Source organism: Salmonella sp. WC3 (genome assembly GCF_042932255.1).
GTDB lineage: Bacteria > Pseudomonadota > Gammaproteobacteria > Enterobacterales > Enterobacteriaceae > Salmonella > Salmonella enterica.
This window is the reverse complement of the sequence record NZ_CP170629.1, coordinates 3,902,375-3,917,347: the sequence shown is the minus strand read 5'-3', so window position 1 is coordinate 3,917,347 and position 14,973 is coordinate 3,902,375. Positions and strand designations below refer to the sequence as shown.

10 protein-coding genes, 1 pseudogene and 1 CRISPR repeat array are annotated in these 14,973 nt (G+C 50.8%); of the genes and pseudogenes, 9 read left to right on the top strand and 2 right to left on the bottom strand.

Annotated features, from left to right (window positions below):
* The first annotated feature begins 57 nt into the window (after positions 1–57).
* Positions 58–729, top strand: coding sequence for a 7-carboxy-7-deazaguanine synthase QueE (gene queE / locus ACFK9X_RS19190; RefSeq protein ID WP_001199961.1), 672 nt, complete (start codon positions 58–60; stop codon positions 727–729).
* A gap of 296 nt (positions 730–1,025) precedes the next feature.
* Positions 1,026–1,420: direct repeats of the CRISPR family, unit length 29 nt; unit sequence GTGTTCCCCGCGCCAGCGGGGATAAACCG.
* 97 nt (positions 1,421–1,517) lie between these two features.
* Complete coding sequence (locus ACFK9X_RS19185) at positions 1,518–2,315, top strand: MBL fold metallo-hydrolase (RefSeq protein WP_151117379.1); 798 nt, start codon at positions 1,518–1,520, stop codon at positions 2,313–2,315.
* An 87-nt stretch (positions 2,316–2,402) separates the two neighbouring features.
* Here the strand turns inward: ACFK9X_RS19185 and queD are convergent, their stop codons facing one another.
* A complete protein-coding gene (gene queD / locus ACFK9X_RS19180) occupies positions 2,403–2,765 on the bottom strand; it encodes a 6-carboxytetrahydropterin synthase QueD (RefSeq protein WP_000108313.1) in 363 nt (120 codons plus the stop codon).
* Between the two features lie 423 nt (positions 2,766–3,188).
* Between queD and cysJ the strand changes: the two genes are divergently transcribed.
* The 3 genes from cysJ to cysH all read left to right on the top strand — a co-directional run bounded on the left by cysJ (position 3,189) and on the right by cysH (position 7,510).
* On the top strand, positions 3,189–4,988 hold the full coding sequence (gene cysJ, locus ACFK9X_RS19175) for an NADPH-dependent assimilatory sulfite reductase flavoprotein subunit (RefSeq protein ID WP_151117377.1): 1,800 nt from the start codon (positions 3,189–3,191) through the stop codon (positions 4,986–4,988).
* Positions 4,988–6,700 carry an assimilatory sulfite reductase (NADPH) hemoprotein subunit gene (gene cysI / locus ACFK9X_RS19170; protein WP_151117374.1) on the top strand — a complete coding sequence of 571 codons (1,713 nt, stop codon included), beginning with the start codon at positions 4,988–4,990 and terminating at the stop codon, positions 6,698–6,700. Before cysJ ends, cysI begins: the two co-directional genes overlap by 1 nt.
* Before the next feature lie 75 nt (positions 6,701–6,775).
* Entirely contained in the window at positions 6,776–7,510 is a 735-nt protein-coding gene (gene cysH, locus ACFK9X_RS19165) for a phosphoadenosine phosphosulfate reductase (RefSeq protein ID WP_024157825.1), read from the top strand.
* 212 nt (positions 7,511–7,722) lie between these two features.
* Here the strand turns inward: cysH and sopD are convergent.
* Positions 7,723–8,804 (bottom strand): annotated as a pseudogene (sopD, locus tag ACFK9X_RS19160) (SPI-1 type III secretion system effector SopD).
* Between the two features lie 314 nt (positions 8,805–9,118).
* Between sopD and cas3 the strand changes: the two are divergent.
* The 4 genes from cas3 to cas7e are packed head-to-tail and all read left to right on the top strand — an operon-like array spanning position 9,119 to position 14,970.
* Positions 9,119–11,782: a CRISPR-associated helicase Cas3' gene (gene cas3 / locus ACFK9X_RS19155; protein ID WP_151117372.1), complete on the top strand. Its 2,664-nt coding sequence runs from the start codon at positions 9,119–9,121 to the stop codon at positions 11,780–11,782.
* A gap of 11 nt (positions 11,783–11,793) precedes the next feature.
* The gene (casA, locus tag ACFK9X_RS19150) at positions 11,794–13,353 is read left to right on the top strand and encodes a type I-E CRISPR-associated protein Cse1/CasA (RefSeq protein WP_151117370.1); all 1,560 of its coding nucleotides are present in this window, start codon (positions 11,794–11,796) and stop codon (positions 13,351–13,353) included.
* On the top strand, positions 13,350–13,898 hold the full coding sequence (gene casB, locus ACFK9X_RS19145; RefSeq protein ID WP_000029526.1) for a type I-E CRISPR-associated protein Cse2/CasB: 549 nt from the start codon (positions 13,350–13,352) through the stop codon (positions 13,896–13,898). Before casA ends, casB begins: the two co-directional genes overlap by 4 nt.
* Positions 13,899–13,911: 13 nt before the next feature.
* On the top strand, positions 13,912–14,970 hold the full coding sequence (gene cas7e, locus ACFK9X_RS19140) for a type I-E CRISPR-associated protein Cas7/Cse4/CasC (RefSeq protein WP_151117368.1): 1,059 nt from the start codon (positions 13,912–13,914) through the stop codon (positions 14,968–14,970).
* Positions 14,971–14,973 lie beyond the last annotated feature (3 nt).

The window sequence follows — 14,973 nt, the reverse complement described above, 5'->3', positions numbered from 1 at the left end:
TGACCGGGCAGACGAAATCTGCAATAATTAACGATTATCCCCTTAACAGAGAACGCTATGCAGTACCCGATTAACGAGATGTTCCAGACCCTACAAGGCGAGGGTTACTTTACCGGCGTCCCCGCTATTTTTATTCGTTTACAGGGATGTCCGGTCGGCTGTGCCTGGTGTGATACTAAGCATACCTGGGATAAACTGAGCGATCGGGAAGTGTCTCTGTTCAGCATTCTGGCAAAAACCAAAGAGAGCGACAAATGGGGTGCTGCGAGCAGTGAAGATCTGCTGGCGGTGATTAATCGTCAGGGCTATACCGCGCGTCACGTTGTCATCACCGGTGGAGAACCCTGTATTCACGACCTCATGCCGCTCACCGATCTGCTTGAAAAGAGTGGTTTTAGTTGTCAGATTGAGACCAGCGGGACGCACGAAGTGCGCTGTACGCCCAATACATGGGTCACGGTTTCACCAAAAGTGAATATGCGCGGGGGATATGACGTGCTTTCCCAGGCGCTGGAGCGCGCCAATGAAATCAAGCATCCCGTTGGGCGAGTTCGTGATATTGAGGCGCTGGATGAACTGTTAGCCACGCTGAGCGATGATAAACCGCGCGTGATTGCTTTGCAGCCCATTAGCCAGAAAGAAGACGCGACGCGTCTGTGTATTGAAACGTGTATTGCACGTAACTGGCGGCTGTCTATGCAAACGCATAAATATTTAAATATCGCCTGATGCATTACTAATCTTACAGACGGCCTGCCGATGCCGTCTGTGACTCATCCATTACCTTGCATTGTTTATTTTCTCTATGTGAATTTCGATGAGTGTATAAAAGCGCTGATAAATTTTTCCATAGCGATGCACGGATCGCGCTATTTTGGTAAATTTAAAGAAAAAATCATTCTATGAACTTTTTTGCATCAAAATCAGCAAATTAGCTGTTCTTTAATAATTTAAATTGTTGCGATTATGTTGGTGGAATGTGGTGCTGATAAAAAATAGTTTATAAACAACAATATACGTTTAGTGTGTTCCCCGCGCCAGCGGGGATAAACCGATGAAATGCCACAAGTTTTGTTCATTGGTGGAGTGTTCCCCGCGCCAGCGGGGATAAACCGGAAAATTCCACCGGCCAGATTTGGGTTTATCTGTGTTCCCCGCGCCAGCGGGGATAAACCGGGCAGCGACGATATTCGCGAGGTGAACCTGATGTGTTCCCCGCGCCAGCGGGGATAAACCGGTATCGAAACGGCGCTTGCCGCGTACCAGATTGTGTTCCCCGCGTCAGCGGGGATAAACCGGCTCACAGAGTTGCATCCTCGATTACGGTCTAGTGTTCCCTGCATCAGCGGGGATAAACCGGAAAAACGGACGCTATCGCGAATACTAATTTCGTGTTCCCCGCGTCAGCGGGGATAGCCGTTGCATAATCATAATCTGTGTACCAGTAATGGCTGCTACAAACCTGTAAAGTAAAAAGGCCGCGTTTTCCCGGGGAGGCTTTTATACAGGAGAAGGCCATGGCGTTAAGGATCAGGGTATTGCTCGAAAATCATAAGGGAGCTGGAGCGGATAAATCGTTGAAGGCCCGGCCAGGATTAAGCTTGTTGGTCGAGGATGAGTCTACGTCTATCTTGTTCGATACCGGCCCTGATGGCAGTTTTATGCAAAACGCGTTGGCGATGGGGATCGACCTGTCCGATGTGTCTGCTGTGGTGCTTTCGCATGGTCATTACGATCATTGCGGCGGCGTGCCGTGGCTTCCTGATAACAGTCGAATCATCTGCCATCCCGATATTGCGCGTGAACGTTATGCGGCAATGACTTTTCTCGGTATTACCCGGAAAATAAAAAAATTGTCGTGTGAGGTGGACTATTCACGCTACCGAATGATGTACACGCGTGACCCCCTGCCGATTGGCGAAAACTTTATCTGGTCAGGGGAAATACCAGTGGTCGCGTCTGAAGCCTACGGCATTTTTGGCGGCCACGATGCGGAGCCGGACTCTATTTTGGATGAGGGCGTACTGATTTACCAATCGACAAAAGGATTAGTCATCATTACGGGATGCGGGCATCGGGGGATCGCAAATATTGTCCGGCACTGTCAGAACATTACCGGTATAAAGCGGATTTACGCGCTTGTCGGCGGATTTCATCTCCGCTGCGCATCACCGTTCACGCTGTGGCGAGTCAGGCGCTTTCTGCAAGAACAAAAACCTGAAAAACTATGCGGTTGTCACTGTACAGGGGCCTGGGGGCGGTTGTGGCTACCGGAAATAACCGCACCTGCAACCGGTGATGTGCTGCGCTTTTAACACCGCGCTGGACAATGTTTTCACTGATGAAACGTCGTGTGGATGGGCTGGAATCAATCTGCCATCCAGCCCACGCGTTAATAAACCTTATTCGCCGCGATAGACGCAGCCGGCTGTACAGGTTTCTTTCACCATCACGGCGCTCAGTAGCGGCACGACGGGCTTAACCTGATCCCAAATCCATTTTGCCAGCACTTCGCTGGTGGGATTGGACAGCCCTGGAATATCATTCAGATAGTAGTGATCAAGACGATCGTAAGTAGGTTTAAACGCCGCTTTGAGATCCGCGAAATCCATAATCCAACCGGTATGAGGATCGACTTCACCGGTAATTTCGAGACGCACCATAAACGAGTGTCCGTGCAGGCGGCCGCACTTATGCCCTTCAGGCACGTGAGGCAGGCGGTGAGCGGCTTCAAAGGTGAAATCTTTATACAACGTGGTGGACATGATGAACTCTCAGGCAATAAAAAAACCGCCGTAGGGTACCGGAAAGCGCATTTTTTATCATTAACTAAAACCATTCTCCGCCTTGTGACGGGCAATTAATTTAAGAATTTCCAGAAAATTTAATAATTATCAATCAATTATAAAATCGATTTTGGCGTTAATCACGATAACTAAAACAGGTTAGTTCATTTGGTTATTTGTTATTTCCAACCCTTCTTTAATTGTTATTCCTCTCACCGTTAACCTTATCCTCAGTTTGGGATTTATCGCTTATACATTTCATCTTTCAAGCCGCATCTGTGTTGACTGCGTTTACTCACCCCAGTCACGTATTTATGTACGCTCCTGGGGCGCGCTCAGCTTACGGCGAACTTGAATGATTTTGTGTATAGATCCGCTTTGCTTACTGGAACATAACGACGCATGACGACACCGGCTCCACTGACTGGGTTGCTTCCGCTTAATCCGGAGCAACTGGCGCGCCTTCAGGCCGCGACAACCGACCTTACTCCCGAACAGCTTGCCTGGGTCTCCGGCTATTTTTGGGGCGTACTGAACCCGCGCTCAGGCGCTGTTGCCGTCACGCCTGCTCCTGAGGGGAAGATGCCGGGGGTTACGCTTATCTCCGCTTCGCAAACCGGCAATGCGCGTCGTGTGGCGGAAGCGCTGCGTGATGATCTGCTGGCGGCCAACCTTAATGTGACACTGGTGAACGCCGGCGACTACAAATTCAAACAGATTGCCAGTGAAAAACTACTGGTGATAGTGACGTCCACCCAGGGAGAAGGCGAGCCGCCGGAAGAGGCCGTCGCGCTGCATAAATTCCTGTTCTCCAAAAAAGCGCCGAAACTGGAAAACACCGCTTTTGCCGTGTTTAGCCTCGGCGACACCTCTTATGAATTTTTCTGCCAGTCCGGAAAAGATTTCGACAGCAAACTGGCGGAACTGGGCGGTGAACGTCTGCTCGACCGTGTCGATGCTGACGTTGAATATCAGGCAACTGCCAGCGAATGGCGCGCCCGCGTGGTTGATGTTCTGAAGTCTCGCGCACCTGTCGCGGCACCTTCGCAATCCGTCGCTACTGGCGCGGTAAACGACATCCACACCAGCCCCTATACTAAAGACGCGCCGCTGATCGCGACCCTCTCCGTGAATCAGAAAATCACCGGTCGCAACTCGGAAAAAGATGTGCGTCATATTGAGATTGATTTAGGCGACTCCGGCCTGCGCTATCAGCCGGGCGATGCGCTGGGCGTCTGGTATCAGAACGATCCGGCTCTGGTGAAGGAGCTGGTTGAGTTGCTGTGGCTGAAAGGCGATGAGCCGGTGACGGTTGATGGTAAAACCCTGCCGCTCGCCGAAGCGCTGGAGTGGCACTTCGAGCTGACGGTGAATACCGCCAACATTGTTGAGAACTACGCGACCCTGACGCGCAGTGAGTCGCTGTTGCCATTAGTGGGCGACAAAGCGCAGCTCCAGCACTACGCCGCGACCACGCCCATTGTTGATATGGTGCGTTTCTCTCCGGCGCAGCTCGACGCTGAAGCATTAATCGGCCTGCTGCGTCCGCTGACGCCGCGTCTGTACTCCATCGCCTCCGCGCAGGCGGAAGTCGAAAGCGAAGTACACGTAACCGTCGGCGTCGTGCGCTACGATATTGAAGGCCGCGCCCGCGCGGGTGGTGCTTCCAGCTTCCTCGCCGACCGCGTGGAAGAAGAGGGCGAAGTGCGCGTCTTTATTGAACACAACGATAATTTCCGCCTGCCAGCGAATCCGCAGACTCCGGTGATTATGATTGGCCCAGGTACGGGTATCGCGCCGTTCCGCGCCTTTATGCAGCAACGCGCCGCCGACGGTGCGGAAGGCAAGAACTGGCTGTTCTTCGGTAACCCGCACTTCACCGAAGACTTCCTTTATCAGGTTGAATGGCAGCGTTACGTGAAAGAAGGCGTGCTGAACCGGATCGATCTGGCCTGGTCCCGCGATCAAAAAGAAAAAATCTACGTACAAGACAAACTGCGCGAACAGGGCGCGGAGCTGTGGCGCTGGATCAATGACGGTGCCCACATTTATGTCTGCGGCGACGCCAGGTGTATGGCCGCAGATGTCGAAAAAGCATTGCTGGAAGTGATCGCTGAATTCGGCGGTATGGACCTCGAATCGGCAGATGAATATTTAAGTGAGCTGCGCGTAGAGCGCCGTTATCAGCGAGATGTCTACTAATGAGCGAAAAACATCCAGGCCCACTGGTGGTCGAAGGTAAACTGTCCGATGCCGAGCGCATGAAGCTGGAAAGCAACTACCTGCGCGGTACCATTGCGGAAGATCTGAACGACGGTCTCACCGGCGGTTTTAAAGGCGACAACTTCCTGCTAATACGCTTTCACGGCATGTATCAGCAGGATGACCGCGATATTCGCGCCGAGCGTGCGGCGCAGAAGCTGGAGCCGCGCCACGCCATGCTGCTGCGCTGCCGTCTGCCGGGCGGGGTGATTACTACGACGCAATGGCAGGCGATCGATAAATTCGCGGCGGATAACACGATTTATGGCAGTATCCGTCTGACCAACCGCCAGACCTTCCAGTTTCACGGTATTCTGAAGAAGAACGTCAAGCCGGTGCACCAGATGCTGCATTCGGTCGGGCTGGATGCGCTGGCAACCGCTAACGACATGAACCGTAACGTGCTGTGCACCTCCAACCCGTACGAATCGCAGTTGCACGCGGAAGCCTACGAGTGGGCGAAGAAGATCTCCGAACATCTGCTGCCGCGCACCTGTGCGTATGCGGAGATCTGGCTCGATCAGGAGAAGGTCGCGACCACTGACGAAGAACCGATCCTCGGCGCAACCTATCTGCCGCGTAAATTTAAAACCACGGTGGTGATCCCGCCGCAAAATGATATCGATCTGCACGCCAACGACATGAACTTTGTGGCGATTGCCGAGAACGGCAAGCTGGTCGGCTTTAACCTGCTGGTGGGCGGCGGTCTGTCTATTGAGCATGGTAATAAGAAAACCTACGCTCGTACGGCCAGCGAGTTTGGCTATCTGCCGCTGGAGCACACCCTGGCGGTGGCCGAAGCGGTAGTGACGACGCAGCGCGACTGGGGTAACCGTACCGACAGGAAAAATGCCAAAACCAAATACACCCTTGAGCGCGTGGGACTGGAGACATTTAAAGCGGAAGTCGAGCGTCGCGCGGGGATCAAATTTGAGCCGATCCGCCCGTATGAGTTTACCGGTCGCGGCGATCGTATCGGTTGGGTGAAAGGGATCGACAACAACTGGCACCTGACGCTGTTTATCGAAAACGGTCGTATCCTGGATTATCCGGGGCGCCCGCTGAAAACCGGCCTGCTGGAGATCGCGAAGATTCATCAGGGCGAGTTCCGTATTACCGCTAACCAGAACCTGATTATTGCCAGCGTGCCGGAAAGCCAGAAAGCGAAGATCGAGACGCTGGCGCGCGACCACGGGTTGATGAATGCCGTGAGCGCGCAGCGTGAAAACTCAATGGCCTGCGTGTCGTTCCCAACCTGCCCGCTGGCAATGGCGGAAGCCGAGCGTTTCCTGCCGTCGTTCACGGACAAAGTGGAAGCGATTCTGGAAAAACACGGCATTCCTGATGAGCATATCGTGATGCGCGTGACCGGCTGCCCGAACGGCTGTGGTCGCGCGATGCTGGCGGAAATTGGCTTAGTAGGGAAAGCGCCTGGTCGTTATAACCTGCATCTTGGTGGCAACCGCATCGGGAGTCGTATCCCACGGATGTATAAAGAAAATATCGCCGAGCCGGATATTCTGGCCTCGCTGGATGAACTGATTGGGCGCTGGGCGAAAGAGCGTGAAGCGGGTGAAGGCTTCGGCGACTTTACGGTGCGTGCGGGCATCATTCGCCCGGTGCTCGATCCCGCGCGTGATTTCTGGGAATAACCTGAATTGCCGGATGGCGTCTGTGTAGGCCTGATAAGCGCAGCGCCATCAGGCAAGGCAAACAGTGAGGAACTTATGTCCCAACTCGATCTCAACGCATTGAATGAACTGCCAAAAGTCGATCGCGTACTGGCGTTGGCGGAAATCAACGCCCAACTGGAAACACTGAGCGCCGAAGAACGCGTGGCATGGGCGCTGGAAAATCTGCCCGGCGAATACGTGCTCTCCTCAAGCTTTGGCATTCAGGCGGCGGTGAGTCTGCATCTGGTGAATCAGATTCGCCCGGATATCCCGGTGATCCTCACCGATACCGGCTACCTGTTCCCGGAAACCTACCAGTTTATTGATGAGTTAACGGACAAACTCAAACTCAACCTGAAAGTTTACCGCGCGGGCGAAAGTCCGGCCTGGCAGGAAGCGCGCTACGGCAAACTGTGGGAGCAGGGCGTAGAAGGTATTGAGAAATACAATGACATCAACAAAGTCGAGCCGATGAATCGGGCGCTAAAAGAGCTGAAAGCGCAGACGTGGTTTGCGGGTCTGCGTCGCGAGCAGTCCGGTAGCCGCGCGCATTTACCCGTTCTCGCTATCCAGCGCGGCGTGTTTAAAGTGCTACCGATTATCGACTGGGATAACCGCACGGTTTACCAGTATCTGCAAAAGCACGGTCTGAAATACCATCCGCTGTGGGATCAGGGCTATCTGTCGGTGGGCGATACGCACACCACCCGCAAATGGGAGCCGGGTATGGCGGAAGAAGAAACGCGGTTCTTCGGGCTGAAGCGCGAGTGCGGGCTGCATGAAGGGTAATTGTCCTTACGCGGCATGATTATACTTGCTGCTATGAAAAATCCGGCAGGCAGCCGGATTTTAAATTGGTTATATACCCAAAATAATTCGAGTTGCTTAAAGGCGGCAAGGGAGTGAGTCCCCAGGAGCATAGATAACTATGTGACTGGGGTGAACGAGCGTAGCCAACACATAAGCAACTTGAAGTATGAAGGGTATATTACTGACTATCTTTATACCAGTAATATATTACGACTGCACCCATCTTTACCAATGTGCAAAGAACGTTCATGGGTTAGATATAGCTTTTCAAGAATTACATCAATAAACATTTTTTTTGCATGATAGTCGTTATAATCCTGATTAAGTTTTTTAAAAAACCAGAATTTGTTGGTTTAAACTCTGCAAACGGCGAATAGGTATGTAGTAAATAGGAGATACACGGATGCATCATGCTAAAAGCGACTTCACCTTGTACCTCCTGATAACCTATTTTGCAAAACTGAGTTGTAGGCTCAAAGTTACCTGCATTAATACAGGCCAGCATCGATTTTTCATCTTCAGTAAGCGAGTCCTGCCATTCGACAAGCGGGTGGTCTGGAGCCTCTGCGGGACGCATCATCTCATAAACCGCCGCTTTGATTTGTGCATTGCCCGTCACTTCTTTTCGTAGTGTAGAAATCGACTCCTGAAGTAATTCCGGGTGCCAGGTCATCTTCGCACCAATCACCTCGCATATTTGTAAAAATAACTGTCTCTCCTCTCTACTGATAGATTCTATCACTGCATCATCTGATATATTGAGGATGTCCTTAATATTGCTTTGGCTGATCACCGTGTCGCCGACCATAAGTAAAAATTGTGTCTGAGAAGCGTCCAACTTGATAGTAAACAGATCCTGATGAGCCGGGCAGGCCAGATGTTGTAGCCGTTTAAAGGCGTAAATTTTATTTATATCCTCTATGTTAACTTCCATCTCTCCAGGTTCACCACGGCCCTGCCCGTGAATGATGGAGTGTAACACTTCCAGCGCATGGTCCTTTTTTTCCGCTCTAAAATGATCCTGGACTTTATCCCAGCCCCCCATATGGATTGCTTTTTCTTTATCTGCGCTTAACAGATGAGCAAGCCGACTTTCATTAAGCGTATAATTTTGATGATTACCGAAGCTTAAAGTGACTGGCATAATATTTTCCTTCAAATTTATATTATTCAATATCCGGAGTAAAATATATCGTTCAATTCTCTCTTTTTTATTAAACAGATAAAGTTTACTACAGGAGAGAATTTGAACGACATTATTAATACAGCACATTTATGGTTGGTAATCCTTTGTGGTGACGATAATTCAGACAAAAGGTAGATGATTCGCCGCAAATGGTCGTTTTTTTAAATTTTGGTTTATGCAGGGGGCGTTGGAAGATGCCTCTTTGATCGCTTCTTCCAGAAGAAAAGAGCGGAAAAATTTATAATAATTATTCGTGGGGTAAATATTTCTGAAGAATATATAAAGTTGAGTGAGCATATTTAAATATAATCTCAGGAAGTGCAATTTTTGTGAGATATATCAACAAAAAAGACCATTAAAAAGGCGTAGAGTGCTTTTATTATCCACATGTTGGAGTTTACGTGTCGATATATCACTATTGGGGAAAGTCTCGACGAGGAGAAAATGACGGCGGTGATGATTACCATTTGCTTTGCTGGCATTCTTTAGATGTTGCGGCTGTGGGTTACTGGATGGTGATAAATAATATTTATTTTATTGACCACTATCTAAAAAAATTAGGCATCCAGGATAAGGAGCAGGCGGCGCAATTTTTTGCCTGGATTTTATGTTGGCATGATATTGGAGAGTTTGCTCATTCCTTCCAGCAACTATACCGTCATGAGGCTTTAAATATCTTTAATGAGCCTACACGGCATTATGAAAAAATCGCGCATACCACGCTGGGATACATGTTGTGGAACTCCTGGCTAAGTGAATGCCCTGAATTGTTTCCTCCTTCTTCGCTTTCAGTTCGTAAAAGTAAGCGCGTTATGGCGCTTTGGATGCCAGTCACTACAGGTCATCATGGACGCCCTCCAGAGGCAATCCAGGAGCTGGACCATTTTCGCCAGCAGGATAAAGACGCGGCAAGAGATTTTCTTCTGAGAATAAAAGCGCTCTTTCCTTTAATTACTTTGCCTGAAGCCTGGGATGAAGATGAGGGTATCGACCAATTTCAGCAACTTTCCTGGTTTATTTCCGCTGCGGTTGTACTGGCTGACTGGACTGGTTCTGCCAGCCGTTATTTTCCGCGTACTGCGGAAAAAATGCCTGTTGATACCTACTGGCAGCAAGCTCTCGCTAAAGCACAAACTGCCATCACGCTATTTCCCTCAGCGGCGAATGTGTCTGCCTTTACGGGCATAGAAACGCTTTTCCCTTTTATTCAGCATCCCACACCGTTACAACAAAAGGCGCTTGAGCTGGATATCAACGTGGATGGCGCCCAACTCTTTATTCTTGAAGATGTCACCGGGGCCGGAAAAACAGAGGCGGCGCTCATATTAGCTCATCGACTGATGGCGGCAGGTAAAGCGCAGGGACTCTATTTTGGACTGCCGACAATGGCGACAGCCAACGCGATGTTTGAACGTATGGCGAACACCTGGCTGGCGCTGTATCAGCCGGACTCCCGTCCCAGCCTGATTCTGGCGCATAGCGCGCGTCGCTTAATGGATCGTTTCAATCAGTCAATATGGTCGGTCACTCTTTCTGGTACGGAAGAACCCGATGAAGCGCAGCCTTATAGTCAGGGATGCGCCGCCTGGTTTGCCGACAGCAATAAAAAAGCGTTGTTGGCGGAGGTTGGCGTAGGCACGTTGGATCAGGCGATGATGGCGGTAATGCCATTTAAACATAACAACCTGCGGTTACTGGGTCTTAGCAACAAGATCTTACTGGCTGATGAGATCCATGCCTGTGATGCCTGGATGTCCCGAATACTTGAAGGTTTGATCGAACGGCAGGCCAGTAATGGCAACGCCACTATTCTGTTATCTGCGACGCTATCGCAGCAGCAGCGAGATAAGCTGGTGGCGGCATTTTCCCGTGGGGTGAGGCGTAGTGTGCAGGCGCCGTTGCTAGGCCATGACGATTATCCCTGGCTGACTCAGGTCACACAAACAGAGCTGATTTCTCAGCGGGTTGATACACGCAAAGAGGTTGAGCGTTGCGTAGATATTGGCTGGCTACATAGTGAAGAGGCGTGTCTTGAACGTATAGGTGAAGCAGTGGAAAAAGGAAACTGTATCGCTTGGATACGTAACTCCGTTGATGATGCGATTCGTATCTATCGCCAGCTTCAACTGAGTAAGGTCGTCGTCACGGAAAACCTTTTACTCTTCCATAGTCGCTTTGCTTTTCACGATCGTCAGCGGATTGAGTCGCAGACGCTGAATCTCTTTGGCAAACAGAGCGGCGCGCAACGTGCCGGTAAGGTCATTATCGCCACGCAGGTAATCGAACAAAGTCTGGATATTGACTGCGATGAGATGATCTCTGATTTAGCGCCGGTGGATTTATTAATTCAGCGGGCCGGTCGACTACAGCGTCATATTCGTGATCGTAACGGTCTGGTGAAAAAGAGTGGGCAGGATGAGCGAGAGACACCAGTGCTGCGCATTCTTGCTCCGGAGTGGGATGACGCGCCGCGAGAGAACTGGTTATCCAGCGCCATGCGTAACAGCGCCTATGTCTATCCCGATCATGGGCGCATGTGGCTGACGCAGCGCATATTACGTGAGCAGGGGGCGATTCGGATGCCGCAATCTGCCCGATTGTTGATTGAGTCGGTCTACGGCGAGGATGTCAACATGCCGGTTGGATTTGCAAAAACCGAGCAATTGCAGGAAGGCAAATTTTATTGCGACCGGGCATTTGCCAGACAGATGCTGCTTAATTTTGCGCCGGGCTATTGTGCTGAAATTAGCGATTCTCTACCGGAGAAAATGTCAACGCGGCTGGCGGAAGAGTCTGTCACGCTGTGGCTGGCGAAAATCGTGGATGGCGTCGTAACCCCTTATGCCAGCGGTGAACACGCCTGGGAGATGAGCGTGCTGCGGGTACGTCAGAGCTGGTGGGATAAACATAAAGACGAGTTTGAACGGTTAGATGGTGAACCGCTGCGCAAGTGGTGTGCGCAACAGCATCAGGATAAGGATTTTGCCACGGTGGTTGTGGTGACGGACTTTGCCGCTTGTGGTTATTCGGCGAATGAGGGATTGATTGGCATGATGGGGGAATAACGAATATAGATATGGACAATTTTTCACTTTTAACAACTCCCTGGCTCCCCGTCCGTTTCAAAGATGGCTCGACGGGTAAGTTGGCCCCCGTCGATCTGGCGGATGAAAATGTGGTGGACATCGCCGCAACGCGAGCAGATTTGCAGGGAGCGGCCTGGCAGTTTCTACTGGGATTGCTGCAATGCAGTATCGCGCCGAAAAGATACAAAAACTGGGAGGATATCTGGTTTGATGGATTGCATGCCGATGCGCTCCATAAGGCATTAGCACAGTTAGAACACGCTTTTCAGTTTGGCGCGGAAACGCCGTCTTTTATGCAGGATTTTGAAGAATTACCCGACAATAAAATAACTATAGCTTCGCTATTACCGGAAACACCAGGTATTCAAACTACTGAGTTAAATACAGATCATTTTATCAAACGTGGTGTAATGGAATGTTTTTGCCCGCATTGTGCCGCGTTGGCGTTGTTTTCAATGCAGCTTAACGCTCCTTCCGGCGGACAAGGCTACCGCACTGGGCTGCGCGGCGGCGGGCCGCTGACTACATTGATTGAATTGCAGGAATATCAGGGAGAGCGGCAAACGCCGCTCTGGCGCAAGCTGTGGCTCAACGTGATGCCGCAGGATGCTGCGGATCTGCCTTTGCCTGTCGTCTATGATGCGGCTGTATTTCCCTGGCTTGCCGCAACACGTACCAGCGAGCCACCAGCTCATACTATTACAACAGATGAGCAGGTAAATAAATTACAAGCATACTGGGGGATGCCACGCCGTATCCGTCTGGATTTCGCGACAATACGTCAGGGAGTGTGCAATATCTGCGGTAATAATAGCGATGAGCTGCTAATCCAGATGTTGGTCAAGAATTATGGCGTTAATTATGACCGCTGGCGGCACCCATTAACACCACATCGCCTGCAAATAAAGAATAGTAAGGGATTTGAACCTGTTATAACCCAACCAGGTGGACTTCTTTGGCGAGATTGGCTGGGACTAAGTCAAGAAAACCCGACGGAAAAGAATACCGAATATCCGGCACAGGTGATTAAAGTGTTTAATGCCCGAGAGCTCAGGAATATCAAAGTAGGCTTGTGGGGATTTGGTGCCGATTTCAAAAAAATGAAAATCCGCTGTTGGTATGAGCACCACTTTCCGTTGCTGATGACGGAAGGTCTGATCCCTGATTTACGTAAAGCAACACAAACTGCTACCCGACTCCTCAGCCTGCTGCGCAGTGCGCTAAAAGAAGCGTGGTTCGCCAATGCGAAGGGCGCCCGCGGTGATTTCAGTTTTATCGACATTGATTTCTGGAACCTGACGCAGGGGCGCTTTCTCAATCTGATCCACGATCTGGAAAACGGCCACAAGCCGGACGAAAGGCTGAATAAATGGCAAAGAGAACTTTGGCTGTTTACCCGTTGTTACTTCGATGATCACGTCTTTACCAACCCCTACGAGAGCAGCGATCTGGAGCGCATCATGAAGGCGCGCAAAAAATATTTTACCTCATCGGCGGAAAAGCAAAGCGCGAAAGCCGCCAAAGCAAAGAAGCAGGAGGCTGCTGAATGAGTATTGTGCAAGAGGATCACAAAGCCACGCTGCGCAAATGGCATGAGGATTTGCAGGAGAAGCGGGGTGCACGGGCCAGCTTGCGGCGCAGTAAAACGGTGAATGAGGCCTGCTTGTCTGAGGGATTTCATTTGCTGTTAATGCAGACGCATTCGTTGTGGAAAAACAAGGCAGACTGGCATGTTACTGCATTGGCAATTACTGCGGTACTGGCTGCGCATATCAAATTTATTGATGAGCGACAGAGTTTTGCTACACAGCTTGGACAGAAGAAGAGTGGTGACAATCCGGTAATGTCAAAACTACGCTTCTCCCGCCTGTCTGCGGTGAAAAATCCCGACGAGCTATTACGCCATTTGCGTCGTGCAGTGCAGTTGCTTGATGGTTCGGTAAATCTAATTTCTCTGGCGGACGATATTTTCCGCTGGTGTCAGGAACAAGACGACTTGCTGAACCACCATCGCCGCCAGCAGCGGCCAACCGAATTTCTCCGTATCCGCTGGGCGCTGGAATACTACCAGGCTGGCGATAACGAACAAGATTAACAGGGATATCTTTATGACAACGTTTATTCAGCTCCATTTATTAACCGCTTATCCTGCCGCCAACCTCAACCGTGACGATACCGGCGCGCCAAAAACCGTGGTGCTTGGCGGCGCGACGCGTCTGCGTATCTCCTCTCAGAGCCTGAAACGTGCCTGGCGTACCTCGGAACTGTTTGAGCAGGCGCTTGCCGGGAATATCGGTATTCGTAGCGGACGTATTGCGCGCGAAGCGGCGCAGATCCTGATTGAAAGCGGCATTGACGCCAAAAAAGCGGTTGAGTACGTCAAGAACATCGCTAACTATTTTGGCAAGGTAAAGGCGGAAAAGAAACCCAAAGATGAGTTGACGAATGCTGAAACCGGGCAACTGGTGCATATCAGCCCAGCTGAATTTGAGGGCGTAAAAGCGCTAGCGCACCGTCTGGCAGAAGAAAAACGCGCTCCAAAAGAGGAAGAGCTTGCACTGCTACGTAAAGATCGCATGGCCGTCGATATTGCCATGTTTGGCCGGATGTTAGCGGAGAAAACTGATTTTAACGTTGAAGCCGCCTGCCAGGTCGCCCACGCCTTCGGCGTCAGCGAAACGATCGTCGAAGACGATTTCTTTACTGCTGTGGATGACCTACGCCAGGCATCGGCAGAAGATGCAGGCGCAGGCCATCTCGGCGAAACCGGCTTTGGCTCCGCGCTGTTTTACACCTATATCTGCATCAACAAAGATCTGCTGGTGAAAAACCTGAACGACAATGAAGAACTGGCAAACAAAACGCTGCGCGCCTTTACTGAAGCGGCGCTGAAAGTGTCGCCGACCGGCAAACAGAACAGCTTTGCCAGCTGTGCCTATGCCTCGTGGGCGCTGGCCGAAAAAGGCACCGACCAACCACGTTCACTGGCGGCCGCGTTTTATGAACCGATCAACGGTACAGACCAATTGAACGTTGCGGTTAAGCGTATTACATCGCTGCATAAGAATATGAATAAGGTTTATGGTCAGCGGACTGATACCGCCAGTTTCGACGTGATGAATCAGCAGGGAAGCATGAAAGACGTGCTTGACTTCATCTGCGCGTAAGGG